Source organism: Ochrobactrum sp. BTU2, assembly GCF_024539785.1.
Classification (GTDB): domain Bacteria; phylum Pseudomonadota; class Alphaproteobacteria; order Rhizobiales; family Rhizobiaceae; genus Brucella; species Brucella anthropi.
On the sequence record NZ_JAHWRG010000005.1, the window covers coordinates 501286 to 524146 of the forward strand.

Here is a 22861-nt window from a genome sequence, read left to right on the forward strand (position 1 = left end):
CTCAGGCATTCTTTTAATTGGGAGCGTGACCCTTAGGTCACGCAAACTTCTTCTGGATTTCCTGTGCGACCGCCGTCGGAACCGGCTCATAATGGTCGAACTGCATCGTGTACTGTGCACGGCCCTGGGACATCGAACGCAGGTTGTTCACGTAACCAAACATGTTGGCGAGTGGAACATTTGCATTGACGACCGTAGCGATGCCGCGGGCTTCGGTGCCGGAAATCTGACCGCGACGCGAGTTCAGATCGCCGATAACGTCACCAACGTAATCTTCCGGCGTGACAACCTCGACCTTCATGATCGGCTCGAGGAGCTGAGCGCCTGCCTTCTGCGCACCTTCACGGAACGCTGCACGGGACGCGATTTCGAAGGCGAGAACAGACGAGTCAACGTCATGGTATGCGCCGTCGATCAGGGTGGCCTTCACGCCGAGCATCGGGAAGCCAGCCAGCGGGCCTGCACCCATGACGCTTTCGATACCCTTCTGGACACCCGGAATGTATTCCTTCGGAACCGAGCCACCGACGATCTTCGATTCGAAGATGAAATCGTCGCCATCATGCGGTTCGAAGATGATCTTAACGCGAGCGAACTGACCGGAACCACCCGACTGCTTCTTGTGGGTGTAATCGATTTCAGCCTGGCGGGTGATCGATTCACGGTAAGCAACCTGCGGAGCACCGACGTTGGCTTCAACCTTGAATTCGCGCTTCATGCGATCGACGAGAATGTCGAGGTGAAGTTCGCCCATGCCGGCGATGATGGTCTGACCGGATTCTTCGTCCGACTTGACGCGGAAAGAAGGATCTTCGGCGGCCAGACGATTGAGCGCAATGCCCATCTTTTCCTGGTCGGCCTTGGTCTTCGGCTCGATAGCGATTTCGATAACCGGATCCGGGAATTCCATGCGCTCGAGGATAACCGGCTTCAGCGGATCGCAGAGCGTATCGCCAGTGGTGGTTTCCTTGAGGCCAGCCAGAGCAACGATGTCGCCTGCAAAGGCTTCTTCAATGTCTTCACGGCTGTTGGAGTGCATCTGCAACATACGGCCGATACGCTCACGCTTGCCCTTGACGGTGTTTTCGAGCGAAACGCCCTTGGTCAGCTTGCCCGAGTAGATACGAGCAAAGGTCAGCGAACCAACGAACGGGTCGTTCATGATCTTGAATGCGAGCATCGAAAGCGGTGCTTCATCCGAAGATTCACGAGTGGTTTCTGTTTCCGTCTTGACGTCGATGCCCTTGATCGCTGGCACGTCGGTCGGAGCTGGAAGGAATTCCACAACAGCGTCGAGAAGCGGCTGAACGCCACGGTTCTTGAACGCGGTACCGCAAAGGATCGGGTGGAACTTGACCTCGATGGTGCCCTTACGGATCAGCGCACGGAGCTGTTCGTTCGTAGGCATTGTGCCTTCGAGGTAAGCTTCCATGGCAGCTTCGTCGATTTCCACAGCCAGCTCGATGAGCTTTTCGCGGTATTCTTCAGCCTGATCCTTGAGGTGCTCAGGAATTTCACCAACGGTCGCAGCTGCGCCGATCGTGCCATCCCAGGTCAGAGCCTTCATTTCGATCAGGTCGATGACGCCTTCGAACTCGTTTTCAGCGCCGATCGGCAGCTGAACCGGAAGTGCTACTGCGCCAAGACGCGAACCGACCATTTCTACGCAACGGTAGAAATCGGCACCGATCTTGTCCATCTTGTTGACGAAGACCATACGCGGGACGTGGTACTTTTCAGCCTGACGCCACACGGTTTCGGTCTGAGGCTCAACGCCAGCGTTGGCGTCGAGCAGTGCAATTGCGCCGTCGAGAACGCGGAGCGAACGTTCAACTTCAATCGTGAAGTCAACGTGGCCCGGCGTGTCGATGATGTTGAAGCGGCGCTTCTTGCCATCCTGACCCTGCCAGAACGTGGTCGTGGCAGCGGACGTGATGGTGATACCGCGTTCCTGCTCCTGCTCCATCCAGTCCATGGTCGACGCACCATCGTGGGTTTCGCCGATCTTATGGTTCTTACCGGTATAGAACAGAATGCGCTCGGTCATCGTCGTCTTACCGGCGTCGATGTGAGCCATGATACCGAAATTGCGGTAGTCTTCGATTTTATATTCGCGGGCCATGATAGTCGCTCTTTGAATAGGTTTCGACGATTACCAGCGGTAATGCGAGAAGGCGCGGTTGGCTTCAGCCATGCGGTGCGTGTCTTCACGCTTCTTCACAGCAGAACCACGGTTGTTAGCAGCGTCAAGCAGCTCACCGGAAAGACGATCGATCATCGTCGTCTCGTTACGGCCACGAGCAGCATTGATGAGCCAACGGATGGCAAGTGCCTGGCGGCGTTCTGGACGCACATCAACCGGAACCTGATAGGTTGCACCACCAACGCGGCGCGAACGGACTTCGATGTGCGGAGCTACGTTGTCGAGCGCCTGATGGAACAGCGCGACCGGCTCGGACTTGGCCTTGGCTTCGATTACATCGAGCGCACCGTAAACGATGCTTTCAGCAACCGACTTCTTGCCATGAAGCATGACTGCATTCATGAACTTCGTGATAACGAGATCGCCGAACTTCGGATCCGGATTGATCTCACGCTTCTCAGCCTTATGGCGTCTGGACATTTCGTCTCTTCTTTCAATTACATCGGGCTCAGCTCGCCTTCTGGCGGCCGGTATCCCCGGAAAATCTTACTTCGGACGCTTTGCACCGTACTTCGAACGGCGCTGCTTGCGGTTCTTGACACCCTGGGTATCGAGAACGCCGCGGATGATGTGGTAACGCACACCCGGCAAGTCCTTTACACGACCGCCGCGGATCATGACGACGGAGTGCTCCTGCAGGTTATGCCCTTCACCAGGGATATAACCAATGACTTCGAAGCCGTTCGTCAGACGAACCTTGGCAACCTTACGGAGAGCCGAGTTCGGCTTCTTCGGGGTCGTCGTGTAAACGCGGGTGCAAACGCCGCGCTTCTGAGGGTTTGCCTGCAGTGCAGGAACCTTATTACGCTTTACCGGCGCAATGCGCGGCTTGCGGATAAGCTGGTTTACGGTTGGCATACAACCTTCCTCTATAAAAAATCTCGTATCCACGCCCATACGGGCCGTTTCACCGCCATGCTGATGCACGAATTCGGGACAAGTCACGACAACCGGTGACCACCCCGAACAAAAGCAGAGGAAGCTGACGCTTCATGCGAACGGCAAGTTGCATTTCGATCGTAAAACGAACCCTGTTTGAGATGAACTTCAGGGCGCGTCGCCCCGAAAAAGCTTGTCTCACATCGGCTCAGATGGGGTGCTGATACGTCTTTAGCGACGTTTCGTCAAGGGCAGCGGCTCAAGTTTCTTCAACGGAAGGTCCGAAACCAGCGTTTTGGCTTCGCCCGGACAGGTTATTGCGCCGCATTTGACGTCTATTCGCTAATATTTCGCGATCAAAACCGTCATTTTCCTATGCAAGCATGGCGCAGCCACTTGGTAAAGGTTATTGAAGCACATCTGAGTCGAAACGCAACAGAATATTAAGGGTTTCTCAATGTCGTCCACATCCCCAACAGCCGGCGACGATTCGCCAACCGTCCATCTCGTCATCGCTGACGTCTGGAACGAAGGTGAAGAATCTCCGGTAGAAGTGCACCTGCTTTTGAAATCGGACGAGAATGAAGATCTCGTCCAGACGGTCCTCAGCATTCTTGCCGAAGAAGGCTACCATGAAGCCGAGCTTCTCGAGATGGGCACGCTGACCGAAGAACCGGAAGAAGAGCCGCACAAGAGTGCCTGGGCCACCGCGCTCAGCGGCGAAGTCGCGCTGATCGAATTCGACGGCGACGACGAAGAAGAAGAAGAAGAATAAGCATCAGAAGAAAGTGCCGGTTCCGACCGGCATTTTTTTATCCAGCATCAAGCCGCACCCGCTTTTGCAGGAACTATCAAAATGCAAAAAGGCCGCCTCGAAAGGCGGCCTTTTTCAGTTTCATATCTGTCGATCTTACTCGGCAGCGTTGTTGGTCATATCGACCAGCATTGCATTGGCTTCGGTAGAACCCGAAGACTTGCGGCGCTCATCGATAATCAGCTCGTCGCGTGCAGTTGCGATGCGACGGATCTGGTTGGTCATGCCGCCAGTACCGGCCGGGATAAGACGGCCGACGATGACGTTTTCCTTGAGACCCTGCAGCGTGTCCATCTTGCCGGCAACCGCAGCTTCGGTAAGCACGCGGGTCGTCTCCTGGAACGACGCAGCCGAGATGAACGAAGGCGTCTGCAGCGAAGCCTTGGTGATACCGAGGAGGACAGGATTACCGGAACCCGGCTTCTTGCCTTCTTCGATAAGACGTTCGTTGATCTCTTCCAGCTCGATACGGTCGACGTGGTCGCCCGGAATGTAACCGGTATCGCCGGATTCCGTGATTTCCACCTTCTGCAGCATCTGACGAACAATCACTTCGATGTGCTTGTCGTTGATCAAAACGCCCTGCAAACGATAGACTTCCTGGATTTCGTTCACGAGGTACGAAGCCAGAGCTTCGACGCCCTTGATCGCCAGAATGTCATGCGGTGCCGGGTTACCGTCGAGGATGTACTCACCCTTTTCGATGACGTCACCGTCCTGAAGATGGAACGGCTTGCCCTTCGGAATGAGATACTCGACCGGCTCGATCGTGTCGTCGTTCGGCTCGATGATGATGCGACGCTTGTTCTTGTAGTCGCGACCGAAACGAACGGTACCATCGATCTCGGCGATGACGGCATGGTCCTTCGGACGACGTGCTTCGAACAGTTCCGCAACGCGCGGCAGACCACCGGTGATGTCCTTGGTCTTGGCGCTTTCCATCGGCAGACGGGCGATAACGTCACCAGCCTTAACATGCGCGCCCGGCTCGACCGAAAGGATCGATTCCACGGAGAGCATGAAGCGGGCATCGCCACCCTTCGACAGTTTCAGGATCTTGCCAGCCTTGTCCTTGATGACCATGGCAGGCTTGAGGTCCGAACCGCGAGGGGTTGAACGCCAGTCGATAACGACGCGCTTGGTGATACCGGTCGACTCGTCAGCCGATTCCGAAACCGAGAGACCATCGACGAGATCTTCGAACTCAACGTAGCCTTCAACTTCGGTCATGATCGGACGGGTGTACGGATCCCACTCGGCAATACGCTGGCCGCGCTTGACCGTGTCGGCCTCATCAACAAACAGACGCGAACCGTAGGTCACGCGATGGACCGCACGTTCCTTGCCCGTATTGTCGAGGATCAGCACAGCCATGTTACGGCCCATCACCACGAGGTTGCCATCGGAGTTGCGAACCACATTGCGGTTACGCAGCTTGACGGTGCCTTCGTACGAAGCTTCGAGATACGAGCTGTCAACAACCTGTGCAGTACCGCCAAGGTGGAAGGTACGCATGGTGAGCTGAGTGCCCGGCTCGCCGATCGACTGAGCGGCGATAACGCCGACAGCTTCACCCTGGTTGACCGGAGTACCGCGTGCAAGGTCGCGACCATAGCACTTGGCGCAAACGCCGTTGCGGGTTTCGCAGGTCAGGGCCGAGCGGATGCGGATGGACTGGATGGCAGCCTTCTCGATGATCTCGACGTCCTTTTCCTCGATCATGCGGCCAGCCTCGACGATGACTTCGCCGGTGGTCGGATGCAGGATCGGATCGAGAGCCGTACGGCCCAGAACGCGCTGGCCAATCGAAGCCACGATCTGGCCGGCATCGACGATCGGCTGCATGGTGAGACCGATTTCGGCGCCGCAATCGACTTCCGAAATGATCGCATCCTGTGCAACGTCAACGAGACGACGGGTCAGGTAGCCCGAGTTAGCAGTCTTCAAGGCGGTGTCTGCCAGACCCTTACGGGCACCGTGGGTCGAGTTGAAGTACTCGTTAACGGTCAGGCCTTCCTTGAAGTTCGAGATGATCGGGGTTTCGATGATTTCACCCGACGGCTTGGCCATCAGGCCGCGCATACCGCCAAGCTGACGCATCTGGTTGACCGAACCACGGGCACCCGAATGCGACATCATGTAGACCGAGTTCATCTGCTTCTGGCGACCGGTCACCGGATCGAATTCGACGGCCTTCAGGCGCGCCATCATCTCTTCGGTGATCTTGTCGGTTGCCTTGCCCCAGGCGTCGACGACCTTGTTGTACTTTTCGCCCTGAGTGATCAGGCCGTCATTGTACTGCTGTTCGTATTCGGTCGTAAGCGCTTCGGTGTCGGCAACGATCTTCGCCTTCGTATCCGGAATGACCATGTCATCCTTGCCGAAGGAAATGCCTGCACGGCAGGCATGCGCGAAGCCGAGCTGCATGATGCGATCGCAGAAGATAACCGTCTCTTTCTGACCGCAATGGCGGTAGACGTGATCGATCATCTTGGAGATGTTCTTCTTTGTCATCTCCTGATTGCAGATGTCGAAAGGCACGTTGACGTTCTTCGGCAGCAGCTCACCGGTGATCATGCGGCCAGGCGTCGTGTCGTAGATCTTCGACACAGGCTTGCCTTCGGCATCGACCGTCTTGAAACGGCCCTTGATCTTGGTGTGCAGCGTGACGACCTTGTTTTCAAGCGCATGCTGCAGCTCGCCCATATCGGCGAACATCATGCCCTCGCCCGGCTCCTTGTCTGCCACGATGGACAGATAATAGAGGCCGAGAACCATGTCCTGCGAAGGAACGATGATCGGTGCGCCGTTAGCAGGGTGCAGGATGTTGTTGGTCGACATCATCAGCACACGTGCTTCAAGCTGGGCTTCGAGCGACAGCGGAACGTGAACAGCCATCTGGTCACCGTCGAAGTCGGCGTTGAACGCCGTACAAACGAGCGGATGCAACTGGATAGCCTTGCCTTCGATCAGGGTGGGTTCGAAGGCCTGGATACCAAGACGGTGCAGCGTAGGCGCGCGGTTCAGAAGAACCGGATGCTCACGGATCACTTCGTCGAGGATATCCCAGACTTCCGGACGTTCCTTTTCAACCAGCTTCTTCGCCTGCTTAACGGTCGAGGAGTAACCCTTGGCGTCAAGACGCGCGTAGATGAATGGCTTGAACAGTTCGAGCGCCATCTTCTTCGGCAGGCCGCACTGGTGCAGTTTGAGTTCCGGACCGGTCACGATGACCGAACGACCGGAATAGTCGACGCGCTTGCCGAGCAGGTTCTGACGGAAGCGACCCTGCTTGCCCTTGAGCATATCGGACAGCGACTTCAACGGACGCTTGTTAGCACCGGTGATGACGCGACCACGACGGCCGTTATCGAACAGCGCGTCCACAGCTTCCTGTAGCATGCGCTTTTCGTTACGGATGATGATGCCCGGAGCGCGCAGTTCGATCAGGCGCTTCAGACGGTTGTTACGGTTGATGACGCGGCGATAGAGATCGTTCAGATCCGACGTCGCGAAACGACCGCCATCCAGCGGCACGAGCGGACGCAGATCCGGCGGGATGACCGGAACGATCTTCATGATCATCCATTCCGGGCGGTTTCCCGACTCCAGGAAGTTTTCGACGATCTTCAGACGCTTCATCAGCTTCTTCTGCTTCAGGTCCGAGGTGGTCTCGGCAAGATCAACGCGCAGATCAGCGGCAATCTTTTCGAGTTCCATCGAAGCCAGAAGCTCGTAGATAGCTTCAGCACCAATGAGAGCCGTGAACTGATCTTCGCCGAATTCATCGACGGCGATCATGTATTCCTCTTCCGAAAGAAGCTGATGCTCCTTCAGCGAGGTCAGGCCCGGTTCGGTAACAATGTAGTTCTCGAAGTACAGGACGCGTTCGATATCCTTGAGCGTCATGTCCAGGAGCGTGCCGATACGGCTCGGCAGCGACTTCAGGAACCAGATGTGGGCAACCGGGGCTGCAAGTTCGATGTGGCCCATGCGCTCGCGACGAACGCGCGAGAGCGTGACTTCCACGCCGCACTTTTCGCAGATGATGCCCTTGTATTTCATACGCTTGTACTTGCCGCACAAGCATTCATAGTCCTTGATCGGGCCAAAGATGCGCGCGCAGAAGAGACCATCGCGTTCAGGCTTGAACGTGCGGTAGTTGATCGTCTCCGGCTTCTTGATCTCGCCGTATGACCAGGACAGAATCTTCTCAGGGCTGGCAATCGAGATTCTGATGGAATCGAACGTCTGTGCCGGAGCCTGAGGATTGAAAAGATTCATGACCTCTTGGTTCATGCCGTTCTCCTTGAGGGCGATCCGTCGCCCTGTGTCGTCGATGACAAGCTGAAAATCCTTGCCATCCTGAAAAGAAATCGCGGTACTACGCAGTTATGAACTGGCTTGCCGTAGTTTCGTTTCCGGTGCGGAACCGTGTTCCACATATTCTGGAAACGATTATACGGGCGCGCCGCGGCAATACCGTGGCGCGCCCTTGAGCTTTATTCCGCTGCGTCAGGCAGGGCCTGCTGTTCGTCGCGTGTATCGTCCAGCTCGACATTGAGACCGAGCGAACGCATTTCCTTGACGAGAACGTTGAAGCTCTCCGGAATGCCTGCTTCGAACGTGTCGTCGCCGCGCACGATCGCTTCGTAGACCTTGGTACGGCCTGCCACGTCGTCCGACTTGACGGTCAGCATTTCCTGCAGCGTGTAAGCCGCACCGTATGCTTCCAGAGCCCAGACCTCCATTTCGCCGAAGCGCTGGCCACCGAACTGAGCCTTACCGCCCAGAGGCTGCTGCGTAACGAGCGAGTAAGGTCCGATCGAACGTGCGTGGATCTTATCGTCGACCAGGTGGTGGAGCTTCAACATATAGATGTAGCCCATGGTCACCTGACGGTCGAACGGCTCACCCGTACGGCCATCGTAAAGCGTCGACTGACCAGACGTTGCAAGACCCGCATCCGTCAGCATCGCGTTGATGTCGGCTTCCACCGCACCGTCGAAGACCGGCGTTGCGATCGACACGCCGCGCTTCACCTGGTTGGCCAGCATGAGGACGGAATCGTCGTCATAAGATCGGACCGGTTCGTTGCGGTCGTTGTCCGGATAGATGTGCTCCAGCGTATCGCGCAGCGGCTCGATATTGGCCGTCTTGCGATAAACGTCGATGAGCTCACCGATCTTCTTGCCCATGCCAGCGCATGCCCAGCCGAGGTGGGTTTCCAGAATCTGGCCCACATTCATACGGCTCGGAACGCCAAGCGGGTTCAACACGATGTCGGCATGCGTACCGTCTTCGAGGAACGGCATGTCCTCGACTGGCAGAATGCGGGAAACCACACCCTTGTTGCCGTGACGGCCAGCCATCTTGTCGCCTGGCTGGATCTTGCGCTTCACAGCGACAAAGACCTTGACCATCTTCATGACGCCTGGAGGCATCTCGTCGCCGCGCTGTACCTTCTCGACCTTGTCCATGAAGCGTGCTTCGAGCAGCTTCTTGGATTCGTCATACTGGCCACGCAGAGCTTCAAGTTCGCCCTGGAGCTTCTCGTCGTCGACAGCAAACTGCCACCACTGCGACCGCGGATATTCGGTCATCAGTTCACGGGTGATCGTCGAGCCCTTCTTGAAGCCCTTCGGACCCGCTGCAGCGACCTTGCCATCGATCATGTCGGCAAGACGGCCATAGACGTTGCGATCCAGGATAGCCTGTTCGTCATCACGGTCCTTGGCGAGACGCTCGATTTCCTCGCGCTCGATAGCCATGGCGCGTTCGTCCTTTTCAACGCCGTGGCGATTGAAAACGCGAACTTCCACAACCGTACCGTAGGTTCCGGGCGGCATACGCATGGAGGTGTCACGGACGTCCGATGCCTTTTCACCGAAGATGGCGCGCAGGAGCTTCTCTTCCGGCGTCATCGGGCTTTCACCCTTCGGCGTGATCTTGCCGACAAGAATGTCGCCAGGATGCACTTCGGCACCGATGTACACGATACCGGCTTCGTCGAGATTCTTCAGCGCTTCTTCCGAAACGTTCGGAATATCGCGAGTGATTTCCTCAGGTCCAAGCTTGGTGTCGCGGGCAGCTACTTCGAATTCCTCGATATGGATCGAAGTGAACACGTCGTCCGAAACGATCTTCTCGGAAAGAAGGATCGAATCTTCGTAGTTGTAGCCGTTCCACGGCATGAACGCGACGAGCACGTTACGGCCGAGAGCCAGATCGCCCAGATCCGTCGACGGACCGTCAGCGATGATGTCACCCTTCTGGATGGGATCGCCAACGCGTACGAGCGGACGCTGATTGATGCAGGTGTTCTGGTTCGAACGCTGGAACTTCATCAGGCGATAGATATCGACGCCCGACTTGGACGGATCGAGATCTTCAGTCGCACGGATAACGATACGCGTTGCATCAACCTGATCGACCACACCGCCACGGCGTGCTGCAATAGCGGCACCGGAGTCACGCGCAACGACAGCTTCCATGCCCGTACCGACGAACGGCGCTTCTGCGCGAACGAGCGGCACAGCCTGACGCTGCATGTTCGAGCCCATGAGAGCGCGGTTGGCGTCGTCGTTTTCAAGGAACGGGATGAGAGCCGCAGCAACCGAAACGAGCTGCTTCGGCGACACGTCCATCAGATCCACGTTTTCACGCGGAGCCATCATCACTTCGCCTGCATGACGGCAGATGACGAATTCGTCAACGAAACCGCCCCGCTCGTCCAGCTCGACGTTAGCCTGCGCAACCGAGTGCTTGGCTTCTTCCATCGCCGACAGATAGACAACGTCGTTCGTTACCTTGCCGTCGACAACCTTGCGGTACGGGCTTTCGATGAAGCCGTACTTGTTGACGCGGGCAAAAGTTGCAAGCGAGTTGATCAGACCGATATTCGGGCCTTCCGGCGTTTCAATCGGGCAGATACGGCCATAGTGGGTCGGATGCACGTCGCGGACTTCGAAGCCAGCGCGCTCGCGGGTCAGACCGCCCGGTCCAAGAGCCGAGAGACGGCGCTTGTGGGTGATTTCCGAAAGCGGGTTGGTCTGATCCATGAACTGCGACAGCTGCGAGGAACCGAAGAACTCGCGCACGGCTGCAGCAGCCGGCTTCGCGTTGATCAAATCCTGCGGCATGACCGTGTCGATTTCGATCGAGGACATACGTTCCTTGATCGCGCGCTCCATACGGAGCAGACCGACGCGATACTGATTTTCCATCAGTTCGCCGACCGAACGCACACGGCGGTTGCCGAGATTGTCGATGTCGTCGATTTCGCCGCGACCGTCGCGCAGTTCCACCAGCATCTTGACCACGGCCAGGATGTCTTCCTTGCGCAGAACGCGCACGGTATCTTCCGCGTCGAGATCCAGACGCATGTTCATCTTGACGCGACCAACGGCCGAAAGGTCGTAGCGCTCAGCGTCGAAGAACAGCGAGTTGAACATCGCTTCGGCGGAATCCATCGTAGGCGGTTCGCCCGGACGCATGACGCGATAGATGTCGAACAGGGCTTCCTGACGGCTTTCGTTCTTGTCGACAGCCAGCGTGTTGCGGATGTAGCCACCGATGTTGATATGATCGATGTCGAGGACGTTGATTTCCGTCTCGCCGGTGTCGATCAGAGTCTTGAGGACCTTCTCGTCGATTTCGTCACCGGCTTCGAGATAAATCTCGCCGGTTGCGTAATTGACGACATCTTCCGCAAGATACGAACCGAACAGATCGTCTTCCGTCGCCTTGATGGCCTTGAGGCCCTTTTCAGCAAGCTGCTTGGCCGAACGGGCGGTCAGCTTCTTGCCAGCTTCAAGAACGACTTCACCGGTGTCCGCATCGATGAGATCGGAGATGATCTTCATGCCCTTGAAGCGGTCAGCCGAATACGGGATGCGCCAGTTGTCGCCGTCACGCGTATAGGTGACAGTCTTGTAGAACGTCGACAGAATGTCTTCGCCGTCCATGCCGAGAGCCATCAGCAGCGTGGTGGCCGGCAGCTTGCGGCGGCGGTCGATACGTGCGTAGACGATGTCCTTGGAATCGAACTCGATATCGAGCCAGGAACCGCGGTAAGGAATGACGCGCGCGGCGAACAGGAGCTTGCCCGAAGAATGGGTCTTGCCCTTGTCGTGGTCGAAGAAGACGCCCGGCGAACGGTGCATCTGCGAAACGATCACGCGCTCGGTGCCATTGACGATGAAGGTGCCGTTGTCGGTCATGAGCGGCATATCGCCCATGTAGACATCCTGCTCCTTGATGTCCTTGATCGACTTCGCGCCGGTATCTTCGTCAATATCGAACACGATAAGACGCAGCGTCACCTTGAGTGGCGCCGAATACGTCAGATCGCGCTGACGGCATTCGTCAACGTCGAATTTTGGTGCGTCGAATTCGTAGCGAACGAATTCGAGCATTGAAGCGCCGGAGAAATCCTGAATTGGGAAAACAGACTTGAAAACCGCCTGCAAACCCTCGTCAGAACGCCCACCGGATGGTTCTTCAACCATAAGGAACTGGTCGTAAGATGCCTTTTGAACCTCGATAAGGTTCGGCATCTCGGCGACCTCTGGGATCTTGCCGAAAAATTTGCGTACGCGCTTGCGACCATTGAATGAATGGGTCTGAGCCATCGTCGCTCCTCGTTCTATAGCCTTGCGGCTTGCTCACGCCTTGCGGCCTTTATCATGCGCCGCCCTTCGGCGGTCCTTCGAGCACATGGTCCTTCAGATCGGCCCCTTCAGATCGGATGGATCGAAAAGGATCATGTGCAAACTTTCCAGAGCTGCCTTCCGCATCGTTACCGGCACGTGGCGCTCTTAACGGGCTAAAACCCGTTTCCTGAAAGCCGTTGCGGCACTCAGGAAAAGGGTTCCAGTCATCCGACCCACCAGGAAAGTCCGGCGGGAACTGGCGGATGGAAAACCATCCGCCAGAATAGTCCGAACTTACTTGAGTTCGACCTTGGCGCCAGCAGCTTCGAGCTGTGCCTTGATCTTCTCAGCTTCGTCCTTCGAAGCGCCTTCCTTGACAGCCTTCGGAGCGCCTTCGACCAGGTCCTTGGCTTCCTTGAGGCCGAGACCGGTGATTGCGCGCACTTCCTTGATCACGTTGATCTTGTTAGCGCCGCCGTCAGCGAGAACGACGTCGAATTCGGTCTTTTCTTCAGCAGCAGCGGCAGGAGCAGCGCCACCAGCAGCAGCAACTGCAACAGGAGCAGCAGCCGAAACGCCCCACTTCTCTTCGAGAAGCTTCGAAAGCTCTGCAGCTTCGAGAACGGTCAGTGCCGACAGGTCGTCAACGATCTTTGCGAGATCAGCCATTTTGGTATTTCCTTAGTTTCAAGGTTTGAACAATTGACAGCGAAAAACGGCCTTACGCCGCCTCGTTCTTCCGGGCGTGCGCGCCAATAACGCGAGCGATCTGGCCCGCTGGTGCGCTGGTAAGTACTGCGAGACGCTGAGCCGGGGTCTGGATCATTCCAACCAGCTTTGCGCGCAGTTCGTCGAGCGATGGGAGCGAAGCAAGCGACTTGACGCCATCGGCGTTAAGCGTCGTTGCACCCATTGCACCACCGAGGATAACGAGCTTGTCGTTAGCCTTGGCGAATTCGACGGCTACTTTCGGAGCAGCAATCGGGTCGTTTGCATAAGCAACAACCGTCTGACCTGTAAACAGATCAGAAATGCCTTCCGATTCCGTGCCCTGAAGAGCGATCTTGGCAAGGCGGTTTTTCGCGACTTTAACGGACCCACCTGCATCACGCATCTTCGAGCGAAGATCGCTCATCTGCGCAACGGTGAGACCGGTATAGTGGGCCACGACGACCGAACCGGACTCTTTAAAAGCGCCGTTCAGCCACGAGACAAATTCGCGTTTTTCCGCTCTATCCACTGTCTCTCTCCAGTAGGCAGGACCACATGGCCCTGCCGGTTGCCTTTGCCGGACGAACTTCACAGTCAGCCCGACGTTCGAGGATCCTGTCCCCTTCAGCTATCCTGGAAGCCAGGCGTCACTCAAAGGCAACTACGGTTCAAACCTTGCATGCGTATTCACGCGAAACAGGGTTATTCCACGTCTCATGCAGGCCACATGTTTAAGGACAATCATCCGAAGATGATGATCCGCCTGCAATCTCGGACAGGATAACCGGACTTTCGTCCGGCTATCCGGATCTTGCGATCCGGAATTTTTGCCTTTCGCCCTGCTTTACAGGACTGGCTGGCAGCCACGCCTCCCCAACCGGAAAGGCTTGGACTCCGGCGAACCGGAGCCCATGAAAACTTAGGCGACGACCTTGACGGTTGCCGGATCGACCTTGACGCCAACGCCCATGGTCGAGGAAAGCGATACGCGCTTGACGTATTCACCCTTGGCAGCCGACGGCTTTGCCTTGATGACGGCGTCAGCGAAAGCCTTGATGTTTTCTTCGAGCTTGGCATTGTCGAAGGAAACCTTGCCGATACCGGCATGGATGATACCAGCCTTCTCGACGCGGAATTCGACTGCACCGCCCTTGGAAGCAGCAACAGCGGCTGCAACGTCGGTGGTGACGGTGCCAACCTTCGGGTTAGGCATCATGCCACGCGGGCCGAGAACCTTACCGAGACGGCCAACGAGCGGCATCATGTCCGGGGTTGCAATGCAGCGATCGAAGTCGATCTTGCCGCCATTGACGATTTCGAACAGTTCTTCCGCACCGACGATGTCGGCGCCAGCCTTCTTGGCTTCTTCAGCCTTGTCGCCGCGAGCGAAAACAGCAACGCGAACCGTACGGCCCGTGCCATTCGGCAGGTTGACAACGCCGCGAACCATCTGGTCAGCGTGACGCGGATCGACGCCGAGGTTCATCGCGATTTCGATGGTTTCATCGAACTTGGCGACAGCACGTTCCTTGACGAGGCCGATAGCAGCCGACAGATCGTACAGCTTGTTGCGATCGACGCCTTCACGGATCTTGTTAATGCGCTTGGAAATCTTCGCCATCGTCTCAGCCCACCACTTCCAGGCCCATCGAACGGGCAGAACCTTCGATCATGCGCATCGCTGCTTCAATATCAGCGGCGTTCAGATCCTTCATCTTCGCTTCAGCGATCGTGCGAACCTTGTCGCGGGAGATCGTGCCGGCGCTCGCCTTGCCCGGGGTCTTCGAACCGGACTTGAGGTTAGCGGCCTTCTTGAGGAAGTAGGTCACCGGAGGGGTCTTCATCACAAAAGTGAAAGACTTGTCCTGGTAATAGGTGATCACGACTGGAATCGGCGAACCCTTTTCCATTTCCTGCGAGGCAGCGTTGAACGCCTTGCAGAATTCCATGATGTTGATGCCGCGCTGACCCAGGGCCGGACCGATCGGGGGCGACGGATTGGCCGCACCTGCCGCTACCTGGAGCTTAAGCTGGCCTGCAATTTTCTTAGCCATTGCTTTCTGCCTTTTTAATTTGCCGGAAAATCCGGCTTTCTCGATTAATGCCGGAAACTCCGGCTCTCGACTGACGCCAGCTGAACTGGCGGGCAGTTCGGTGGTTCGGAGCTCGACGACCGGCTAAGCCGCCTTCCCTTCCACCATTTCACCCTGCCCGAAATTCGGTCAGGGTGAATGCCCTTGCGGGCAAAACGATCAGAGCTTGTCGACCTGACCGTATTCCAGATCCACAGGCGTTGCGCGCCCGAAGATGGAAACCTCAACCTTGAGACGCGCACGCTCTTCGTCGACTTCCTGAACGATGCCGTTGAACGAAGCGAACGGACCATCGGAAACGCGAACGTTTTCGCCAATCTCGAAGGATACCGAAGTCTTTGGACGTTCGACACCATCCTGAACCTGGTTCAGAATCTGGTCGACTTCCTTCTGGGAAACCGGAACAGGCTTGGAATCGCCAAGGAAACCGGTGACTTTCGGGGTATTCTTGATAAGCGAGAAGACGGCATCCGTGAGGGTTGCACGAACCAGCACGTAACCCGGGAAGAACTTGCGCTCTGCGTCAACCTTGCGGCCGCGGCGCACTTCAACGATCTTCTCGGTCGGCACAACGATCTGCTCGATCAGCTCGGACAGACCCTTCTGCTTCGCCTTGGCTTCGATATCCTCGGCGACCTTCTTTTCGAAATTGGAATAGGCGTGAACGATGTACCAGCGCGCCGTCATCTAAAAACTCCCCAATCCTAACTTATCGACCAAGGCCGAGAATAAATTCTACGCCATAGGCCATAAGCTGGTCGGCAAGAAAAAAGAACGCGGCAGCCAGAAACGCCATAATCACCACCATAATGGTGGAGATGACCGTTTCACGCCGTGTAGGCCAGGTCACCTTCGCCGTTTCGGCGCGAACCTGCTGAAAAAAGGTGATCGGATTCGTTTTGGATGCCATCTGCCGCTCTGTCATTGATCCGGCGCTACCCCCAAACCCTAACCCGTCGAAACGAATCAGAAGCCTGAAGTCACGCGTATACGGCACGCAAAGCTGAAAATTCAGCCCCACGCGCCGCGTGTCTGTTGACGCTACATAGAATCGATTCCCGAAAAAAACAAGCCCAAAGGTTAAAAGAATACCATACAGGCTTATCGGAAATCCGATCCTTGCGAATATCACTCGGCGCACCATCCAATCGTGCGGCGGCGATCCTTCCCTACCCGGCCAACAAATCCCGCAGGGAATTATCATTTTCAACGACGTCGCCTTGCCGAAGCCTGCGCCACCGTCGAAAAGGTAAGGCGGCATAGATTGCCGCCTAACTTATAATATAGAAAACGGGCGCCCATAGTCAAGCCATGAGCACCCGTTATAAAATGGCAGGGGCAGCAGGGCTCGAACCCGCGACCTACGGTTTTGGAGACCGTCGCTCTACCAACTGAGCTATACCCCTATGCGGCATTGCAATGCCTGATCGGCAGAATGCCAGACTGGCGGCGTAACCGCCAGTCAAATTGATTACTCGATGATCGAGGAGACGATGCCAGCACCGACGGTGCGGCCGCCTTCACGGATAGCGAAGCGGAGCTTCTCTTCCATGGCGATCGGCACGATCAGGGTGACGTCCATAGCGACGTTGTCGCCAGGCATAACCATTTCCGTGCCTTCCGGCAGCGTGACAACACCGGTCACGTCCGTCGTGCGGAAGTAGAACTGCGGACGGTAGTTCGTGAAGAACGGCGTATGACGGCCACCTTCGTCCTTGGTCAGAATGTAGGCTTCTGCCTTGAACTTGGTGTGCGGCTTCACAGAACCCGGCTTGCAGAGAACCTGGCCGCGTTCAACGTCTTCACGGCCAACGCCGCGGATCAGAGCGCCGATGTTGTCGCCAGCCTGGCCCTGGTCGAGCAGCTTGCGGAACATTTCAACGCCGGTTACCGTCGTCTTCGCCGTCGCCTTGATGCCGACGATTTCAACTTCTTCACCAACCTTGACGATACCGCGCTCAACGCGACCCGTCACAACCGTACCACGGCCCGAGATCGAGAAAACGTCTTCGATCGGCATCAGGAACGGCTGGTCGATCGGACGTTCCGGGGTCGGAATGTAGTCGTCAACAGCGGCCATCAGCGAACGAACGGCGTCTTCGCCCAGTTCCTTCGAAGAATCTTCCAGAGCAGCAAGAGCCGAGCCCTTGATGATCGGAACTTCGTCGCCCGGGAAATCGTATTTCGACAGAAGTTCGCGAACTTCCAGTTCAACCAGTTCGAGCAGTTCTGCATCGTCAACCTGGTCGCACTTGTTCAGGAACACGACGATTGCCGGAACGCCAACCTGACGAGCGAGCAGGATGTGCTCACGGGTCTGCGGCATCGGGCCGTCAGCGGCCGAAACAACCAGAATTGCGCCGTCCATCTGGGCAGCACCGGTGATCATGTTCTTCACATAGTCAGCGTGACCTGGGCAGTCGACGTGTGCATAGTGACGGTTCGGCGTTTCGTACTCGACGTGTGCCGTCGAGATCGTGATGCCGCGGGCGCGCTCTTCAGGAGCGGCGTCGATCTGGTCATACGCCTTGAACTCGCCGAAAAACTTCGTGATCGCTGCAGTCAGCGACGTCTTGCCATGGTCAACGTGACCAATCGTGCCGATGTTAACGTGGGGCTTCGTACGTTCGAATTTGCTCTTTGCCATCGCCGTTGTTCTCTTTGTTCTAGAACCGCTCAAGCGCCAGCACAAAAGCCTTTTGGCTTCCGGGCCAGCATTTATGCCAAAACGGAACGGCGAACCGCCCGTCGATGATTCCTTACACGCCAAACCGCTCTGAAAAATTTGGAGCGGGTAGCGGGAATCGAACCCGCGTATTCAGCTTGGAAGGCTGCTGCTCTACCATTGAGCTATACCCGCGCACTCTTAACTCTGATCCGACAGTGGTGGAGGGAGTTGGATTTGAACCAACGTAGGCATAGCCAACGGATTTACAGTCCGTCCCCTTTAACCACTCGGGCATCCCTCCAGATATCACTATCAGCAGAGTCGAGCGACTAGGCATTTCCGCGGGGCTTCTGGCTGACTGTTGGGCCAGCCGTCGATCCGCGAGGGGCCTTATGACGATAAGCTTATCCCCTGTCAACAGGGTAAAAGCGAAAAGAATGCATGTCCGTCCACAACGTCGTGGAAAGATCCTCTTCCACGCTCCTGTTCCATAGGCTCAAACGCCCGCATTTCTCAGGATTTTCCAGCCATCAGAGATTATTTTGCAATCAGAACAGCCTGATAGCAATCACAGGTGAAGTCGCTATCTTCCGCTCACCTAAAGAGTTATAAGCACGCCATGACCGATCAAAACTCGCCCCGCACCCCAAAAGATTCTCATTATGCGCGCCTGCGCCGCCAGCATCGCGACCAGAAGGCCGTGACCGAAGGCAAATCACCGCGCAAACCGCAGCGTCCTTCCATTTCGGCAAGCACCGTGACTGAGGGAACCGTACGGCTTTATGGCCTGCATACAGTCCGCGCCGCCGTGGAAAACCCGGAACGCAAGATATTGCGCATGCGCGCGACGCGAAACGGATTCGCCCGACTTGAGATCGGAGAGGCTGAATCTCTCCCCTTCCCTGTCGAAATCGTTGATCCGCGCGATATCGACAAGGAAACCGGTTCCGAGGCCGTCCATCAGGGCGTCATGATAGAAGCTGAACCGCTGCGCGCCCGTAAACTGTCCGAACTGAAGGACAGCCCGCTGCTTCTCGTTCTCGATCAGGTGACGGATCCGCACAATGTCGGCGCTATCATGCGTTCAGCCGTCGCCTTCGGTGCTGGCGCGCTGATTACGACAAGCCGTCACAGCCCGCAGGAAACCGGCGTTCTGGCAAAGGCCGCCTCCGGTGCACTCGAAATGATCTCTCATATCGAAGTGCGCAATCTGGCCGAAGCGATTGAAGAGCTGCACAGCCTCGGGTTCCAGACCATCGGTCTTGATTCGGAAGGACCGCAGGAAATGGAAGCCACCTTGTCCGGCGGACGAATCGCCCTGGTACTGGGTGCAGAAGGCAAAGGCCTGCGTCAAAAGACGCGCGAAACAGTCACCGCGCTTGCCCGCCTCGACATGCCGGGCGAAATCAAGTCGCTCAATGTATCGAATGCGGCTGCAATCTCGCTTTATGCTGCTGAGCGATATCTGCGCGCACGCTGATTCGAGTATGACTCTTCAATGAAATATCTCCCGGCCGGTTGGCCTGCCGGGAGATATAAATATCGAATCGCGATGACCCGGAGCGGTTCCAGCTCAAACAGAAGCGTGGAACCGCTCTATCTCTTTGTTTGTACGCATTATCCTACGCGAAACCGCTTCGCACTTTCGCTGGAAATACTCTCAGGCAGTGGCGATATAGGTGCGAATATCTTCCGCCTCGCGCTCAACATCTTCGATACGCCGCTTCACAACGTCACCAATCGAGATGATTCCCACGAGCTTGCCATGTTCTTCCACCGGCATATGGCGGAATCGGCTTCGTGTCATGATTTCCATCACCTGATTGATCGTGTGATGTTCGCGACAAACCTGCACTTTTGCCGTCATGACCTCGGTGACCGGCATGCTCATGGCCTTGGTTTCTTGAGCGGCGACAGCACGCACCACATCGCGCTCTGACAGGATTCCTTTGATTCGACCGGCCTCGTCGCACACCACCAGAGCGCCGATCTTGTGTTTGTTCAACATGGCGACAGCGTGGGATAGTGTATCGGCAGGTGCGATAACCACTACATCCCTGCCCTTTGTCTCGAGAATCGATCTTACGGTCATGCCAAAGTCCCTCCAAGATTTAGCACTCGCTGCTTCTGGCGTTCAAACGCCATATGAAGCAGAACGCAGCTCCTCCCACCACGTTCCATGATGGTGCGCTTCGATCGTCCGATTAGCAAGTGGCATCAAATGGGGAGAAGGCTTTGTCAAAGCCAAAAGAGTGCAGAACCTATCGCCTCAGCACGGCATCATAGCTGCGTGGGCGGTCCATCAGTGAAATACCGAAAAAGCCGGCGATGAAGCCGCCTATATGCGCTTCCCAGGCAATGCTGGAAAGGTCCGCCCCGCCAGTCGAGTAAAGACCGGTAATAATGTTGATCAGGAACCAGACACCCACAAAAGTCAGAACGGGCTTCAGCGTCAGGGTCAGCCCCACCGGAAGAACAGGGCCTGCGAATTCCGATCTGCGTCCATGGCCGATGCGACGAAAACCGTAACGCGCCGCTGCACCCATCATTCCCGAAATCGCGCCCGATGCGCCCACCAGTGGCGAAACGCTGTCCGGATAGATCGCGTAATGGGTCAACCCGGCAATCACCGAAGTGAATATCCAGAAAACGATCATTCGTCCGGTACCGATGCGCCCGGCCAGCGGGGAACCGAAAGCCGCAAGCCAGATCATGTTGACGGCAATATGGGCGAAGCCGCCATGCATGAAGGAATAGCTGATGAGCGTAAAAAGTGCGGCGGGATCGGTGAACCCGTCCGCCAGCGAGAACCGCGCCGGAATGAGCGCGAAGTTCAGCATGAATTCATAGTTCTGCTGCTCGCTGATGAGGTAGTTCTGATAAATATAGACTGCGGCGCAGAGGCCAATCAGAGCGAGAACAACGCCCGGAATATTGAACATCGGCTCACTACCGCCCGACCGGCGGTTACTGCCGTTCATTTCCGGCTGGGGAACGCTCATGAACTGCTGCTTTCTATTTTATGCGAAGCACCGCAATTGGACCGAAGGAGCCTTTTGCGTCTGGTCGATGCATGTTGATAGGGCAGAATTTGTTAAAAATAAAGGCCGACGGAGGTTCCCGGTCGGCCTTCACGCGAACAGAAATCTTTCGCGAAATTAAATCTGGAGCTCAGAAAAACGCCAACCAAGTCAAAGGCTTCGTCTGATGCCCTATCAAAGCGCGTCTTTCAGTGCCGTGCAACCATTACTTATTATTAACCTTAACGAACGAGCCCGGTGGATGAAGAAAGGGTTAAACTGGCATCCTCGCCGTTAATACTATTTTAATGCGTTCAACAGCGGAGCCAGCCTCCGCGTGCAACGGACAAATCAACGGCGCATGATGAAACACCGCAGTACGATCGCGATTTTCGCCGAATGGCAGCGTTTGGCCCGCACTGAAAGCGGTTTCTTTCGCGCGCCGATGCGCGAACAGATCGAGCCGCGCAAGCTCGGGCGTCATCTGTCCGACCTTTTCTTCCTCGAAGCCGAAAAGCATGGTGATTTGTCCTTTCGTCTGGCCGGAACACGCATCTGCACCCTTTTCGGTCGCGAACTGAAGAACACACGGTTTCTCTCGCTCTGGTCCGAGCGGGACCGGGCAGCCCTTGGCGAACTGTCGGAAAATGTAAGTAGCCTGGAAGTCCCTGCCCTCGTGTCGCATGTGGGAATCAGCATGTCCGGGCGAAGCCTCGGGCTGGAAATGTTTCTCGCCCCGCTGGAGGCGCCAAACGGGCAGATCAGCCTGCTTGGCAGCATCGCCGTGCTTGATTCCGTCGCATGGGTCGGAGCCGATCCAATCGTCCTCGGGCATTTAAATTCCATCGACCCGGTGGCGCCCGATCTGATTCTTGCGGATGACATCCGAAAATCGGCTGCCATCACGGTGAATGCACCCCGAACAGGCCGGGAGTGGACGAATGTTCGCCTGACGCAGCTACAGGAGCACGCCGCTCCGAAATTGCGCGTCATCAAGGGCGGCAAAGCCTGACTTAGGGTTGAAATCGCGATTTCTCTTTATCGACGGCTACTGTATTGTGGCGGATAATTAAGAGTACCCAATTTCGAGATGGATCGGCTTTGATGAATAGATTTGCTGCGGCATCTACTGCAAGCAATGTGCGGCAGGAAAATTTCAACGCCGTGAATGTCGATCTCAACGGTCGCTACATGCTGGAAAATCGCAGCGAATTTCCCTGCATCATCAAGCGCATGTCGCCTGGAACTGCGCTCATGAGCGGTATTGCAACGCCGCGCAACGGTGAACGGATCATCGCCTATATCGATCACGTGGGACGGATTGAAGGCATTGCCAACGAGGTTACATCCGAAGGTTTCCACATTCTTCTGTCGACCTCCGAACAGAAGAAAGACAAGCTTTCCGCACAGTTGACCTGGCTTGCCAACAAGCACGAACTTGCCCTGCCGGAAGATCGCCGTCACGAACGTGTTGTGCCGCGCAAGACCCAGCAGAACATTACTTTTGCCGATGGCGCCCAACGACTGTGCCGCATTGCGGACCTTTCGCTTTCCGGTGCGGCAATCGAAAGCGAGTTCAAGCCCGCGATCAAGAGCGGCGTCATGCTTGGACCGATCCGGGGAACTGTCGTCCGTCATTTCCAGGGCGGTTTTGCAATCGAGTTCGCCACCATCCAGACCAGCACAACGCTGGACAATCTTTTCGGCTGAAAGCATCCGCCCAAAAGATGAACGCGCGTCAAGGTTACGGAATGGCAAACCGCGAAATGCCCGCAATCACGAAAAAACCGCAAAAACAGCCCATTTTGCCCTGAATTTG

Annotated in this window: 18 protein-coding genes and 3 tRNA genes; 4 read left to right on the top strand and 17 right to left on the bottom strand. The window is 56.4% G+C overall.

The genetic code is table 11. The annotated features are described in order from the left end of the window. Positions 1 to 37: 37 nt before the first annotated feature. From fusA to rpsL, 3 genes are all read right to left on the bottom strand, one after another. Positions 38 to 2122, bottom strand: a complete 2085-nt coding sequence (gene fusA, locus KWJ32_RS18275; RefSeq protein ID WP_010659911.1) for an elongation factor G — start codon at positions 2120 to 2122, stop codon at positions 38 to 40. A 30-nt stretch (positions 2123 to 2152) separates the two neighbouring features. Then, positions 2153 to 2623 carry a 30S ribosomal protein S7 gene (gene rpsG / locus KWJ32_RS18280; RefSeq protein WP_010659910.1) on the bottom strand — a complete coding sequence of 157 codons (471 nt, stop codon included), beginning with the start codon at positions 2621 to 2623 and terminating at the stop codon, positions 2153 to 2155. 66 nt (positions 2624 to 2689) lie between these two features. Continuing rightward, complete coding sequence (gene rpsL / locus KWJ32_RS18285; RefSeq protein WP_006471111.1) at positions 2690 to 3061, bottom strand: 30S ribosomal protein S12; 372 nt, start codon at positions 3059 to 3061, stop codon at positions 2690 to 2692. A 478-nt stretch (positions 3062 to 3539) separates the two neighbouring features. Here rpsL and KWJ32_RS18290 point away from each other — a divergent pair, with 478 nt between their 5' ends. After that, entirely contained in the window at positions 3540 to 3857 is a 318-nt protein-coding gene (locus tag KWJ32_RS18290) for a hypothetical protein (RefSeq protein WP_012091908.1), read from the top strand. Positions 3858 to 3992: 135 nt separating this feature from the next. Here KWJ32_RS18290 and rpoC read toward each other — a convergent pair whose 3' ends face one another. The 12 genes from rpoC to KWJ32_RS18350 form a co-directional block, all read right to left on the bottom strand. Next, complete coding sequence (gene rpoC, locus KWJ32_RS18295) at positions 3993 to 8195, bottom strand: DNA-directed RNA polymerase subunit beta' (RefSeq protein ID WP_012091907.1); 4203 nt, start codon at positions 8193 to 8195, stop codon at positions 3993 to 3995. 203 nt (positions 8196 to 8398) lie between these two features. Then, the gene (gene rpoB, locus KWJ32_RS18300; RefSeq protein ID WP_151609961.1) at positions 8399 to 12529 is read right to left on the bottom strand and encodes a DNA-directed RNA polymerase subunit beta; all 4131 of its coding nucleotides are present in this window, start codon (positions 12527 to 12529) and stop codon (positions 8399 to 8401) included. Between the two features lie 315 nt (positions 12530 to 12844). Then, positions 12845 to 13219 (bottom strand): 50S ribosomal protein L7/L12, encoded by a 375-nt coding sequence (gene rplL, locus KWJ32_RS18305; RefSeq protein WP_010659906.1) that lies wholly within the window; start codon positions 13217 to 13219, stop codon positions 12845 to 12847. A 52-nt stretch (positions 13220 to 13271) separates the two neighbouring features. After that, on the bottom strand, positions 13272 to 13790 hold the full coding sequence (gene rplJ / locus KWJ32_RS18310) for a 50S ribosomal protein L10 (RefSeq protein WP_010659905.1): 519 nt from the start codon (positions 13788 to 13790) through the stop codon (positions 13272 to 13274). Between the two features lie 390 nt (positions 13791 to 14180). Further along, positions 14181 to 14882 carry a 50S ribosomal protein L1 gene (gene rplA / locus KWJ32_RS18315; RefSeq protein ID WP_010659904.1) on the bottom strand — a complete coding sequence of 234 codons (702 nt, stop codon included), beginning with the start codon at positions 14880 to 14882 and terminating at the stop codon, positions 14181 to 14183. Between the two features lie 4 nt (positions 14883 to 14886). Next, positions 14887 to 15315, bottom strand: coding sequence for a 50S ribosomal protein L11 (gene rplK, locus KWJ32_RS18320; protein WP_010659903.1), 429 nt, complete (start codon positions 15313 to 15315; stop codon positions 14887 to 14889). 198 nt (positions 15316 to 15513) lie between these two features. Beyond that, the gene (nusG, locus tag KWJ32_RS18325) at positions 15514 to 16041 is read right to left on the bottom strand and encodes a transcription termination/antitermination protein NusG (protein WP_006467043.1); all 528 of its coding nucleotides are present in this window, start codon (positions 16039 to 16041) and stop codon (positions 15514 to 15516) included. Between the two features lie 22 nt (positions 16042 to 16063). Further along, on the bottom strand, positions 16064 to 16264 hold the full coding sequence (gene secE / locus KWJ32_RS18330) for a preprotein translocase subunit SecE (RefSeq protein ID WP_002964376.1): 201 nt from the start codon (positions 16262 to 16264) through the stop codon (positions 16064 to 16066). A 420-nt stretch (positions 16265 to 16684) separates the two neighbouring features. Next, a tRNA-Trp gene (locus tag KWJ32_RS18335) sits at positions 16685 to 16760 on the bottom strand. 65 nt (positions 16761 to 16825) lie between these two features. Further along, the gene (tuf, locus tag KWJ32_RS18340; protein WP_012091906.1) at positions 16826 to 18001 is read right to left on the bottom strand and encodes an elongation factor Tu; all 1176 of its coding nucleotides are present in this window, start codon (positions 17999 to 18001) and stop codon (positions 16826 to 16828) included. A 139-nt stretch (positions 18002 to 18140) separates the two neighbouring features. After that, positions 18141 to 18214 (bottom strand) — tRNA-Gly (locus tag KWJ32_RS18345). Between the two features lie 24 nt (positions 18215 to 18238). Further along, positions 18239 to 18323 (bottom strand) — tRNA-Tyr (locus KWJ32_RS18350). A gap of 318 nt (positions 18324 to 18641) precedes the next feature. On the opposite strand from KWJ32_RS18350, the gene rlmB reads away from it, so the two are divergent. Continuing rightward, a complete protein-coding gene (rlmB, locus tag KWJ32_RS18355; protein WP_043063103.1) occupies positions 18642 to 19502 on the top strand; it encodes a 23S rRNA (guanosine(2251)-2'-O)-methyltransferase RlmB in 861 nt (286 codons plus the stop codon). A 180-nt stretch (positions 19503 to 19682) separates the two neighbouring features. Here the strand turns inward: rlmB and KWJ32_RS18360 are convergent, their stop codons facing one another. After that, positions 19683 to 20114 carry a CBS domain-containing protein gene (locus KWJ32_RS18360; RefSeq protein WP_012091904.1) on the bottom strand — a complete coding sequence of 144 codons (432 nt, stop codon included), beginning with the start codon at positions 20112 to 20114 and terminating at the stop codon, positions 19683 to 19685. Positions 20115 to 20283: 169 nt separating this feature from the next. Continuing rightward, positions 20284 to 21024 (bottom strand): rhomboid family intramembrane serine protease, encoded by a 741-nt coding sequence (locus tag KWJ32_RS18365; protein WP_029928849.1) that lies wholly within the window; start codon positions 21022 to 21024, stop codon positions 20284 to 20286. A 382-nt stretch (positions 21025 to 21406) separates the two neighbouring features. On the opposite strand from KWJ32_RS18365, the gene KWJ32_RS18370 reads away from it, so the two are divergent. Both KWJ32_RS18370 and KWJ32_RS18375 read left to right on the top strand, forming a co-directional pair. Then, on the top strand, positions 21407 to 22054 hold the full coding sequence (locus KWJ32_RS18370; protein ID WP_040130114.1) for a PAS domain-containing protein: 648 nt from the start codon (positions 21407 to 21409) through the stop codon (positions 22052 to 22054). A 92-nt stretch (positions 22055 to 22146) separates the two neighbouring features. Beyond that, positions 22147 to 22752, top strand: coding sequence for a PilZ domain-containing protein (locus KWJ32_RS18375; RefSeq protein ID WP_010659896.1), 606 nt, complete (start codon positions 22147 to 22149; stop codon positions 22750 to 22752). Positions 22753 to 22861 lie beyond the last annotated feature (109 nt).

Bases quoted from the DNA above. Each gene is read 5' to 3' on its own strand.
- rpoC (WP_012091907.1), bottom strand. From the start codon at position 8,195: ATGAACCAAGAGGTCATGAATCTTTTCAATCCTCAGGCTCCGGCACAG.
- KWJ32_RS18370 (WP_040130114.1), top strand. From the start codon at position 21,407: ATGAAACACCGCAGTACGATCGCGATTTTCGCCGAATGGCAGCGTTTG.
- KWJ32_RS18375 (WP_010659896.1), top strand. From the start codon at position 22,147: ATGAATAGATTTGCTGCGGCATCTACTGCAAGCAATGTGCGGCAGGAA.
- KWJ32_RS18360 (WP_012091904.1), bottom strand. From the start codon at position 20,114: ATGACCGTAAGATCGATTCTCGAGACAAAGGGCAGGGATGTAGTGGTT.
- KWJ32_RS18365 (WP_029928849.1), bottom strand. From the start codon at position 21,024: ATGAGCGTTCCCCAGCCGGAAATGAACGGCAGTAACCGCCGGTCGGGC.
- rpsG (WP_010659910.1), bottom strand. From the start codon at position 2,623: ATGTCCAGACGCCATAAGGCTGAGAAGCGTGAGATCAATCCGGATCCG.
- tuf (WP_012091906.1), bottom strand. From the start codon at position 18,001: ATGGCAAAGAGCAAATTCGAACGTACGAAGCCCCACGTTAACATCGGC.
- rplL (WP_010659906.1), bottom strand. From the start codon at position 13,219: ATGGCTGATCTCGCAAAGATCGTTGACGACCTGTCGGCACTGACCGTT.
- nusG (WP_006467043.1), bottom strand. From the start codon at position 16,041: ATGACGGCGCGCTGGTACATCGTTCACGCCTATTCCAATTTCGAAAAG.
- fusA (WP_010659911.1), bottom strand. From the start codon at position 2,122: ATGGCCCGCGAATATAAAATCGAAGACTACCGCAATTTCGGTATCATG.
- rplA (WP_010659904.1), bottom strand. From the start codon at position 14,882: ATGGCGAAGATTTCCAAGCGCATTAACAAGATCCGTGAAGGCGTCGAT.
- rplK (WP_010659903.1), bottom strand. From the start codon at position 15,315: ATGGCTAAGAAAATTGCAGGCCAGCTTAAGCTCCAGGTAGCGGCAGGT.
- secE (WP_002964376.1), bottom strand. From the start codon at position 16,264: ATGGCATCCAAAACGAATCCGATCACCTTTTTTCAGCAGGTTCGCGCC.
- rpsL (WP_006471111.1), bottom strand. From the start codon at position 3,061: ATGCCAACCGTAAACCAGCTTATCCGCAAGCCGCGCATTGCGCCGGTA.
- KWJ32_RS18290 (WP_012091908.1), top strand. From the start codon at position 3,540: ATGTCGTCCACATCCCCAACAGCCGGCGACGATTCGCCAACCGTCCAT.
- rpoB (WP_151609961.1), bottom strand. From the start codon at position 12,529: ATGGCTCAGACCCATTCATTCAATGGTCGCAAGCGCGTACGCAAATTT.
- rlmB (WP_043063103.1), top strand. From the start codon at position 18,642: ATGACCGATCAAAACTCGCCCCGCACCCCAAAAGATTCTCATTATGCG.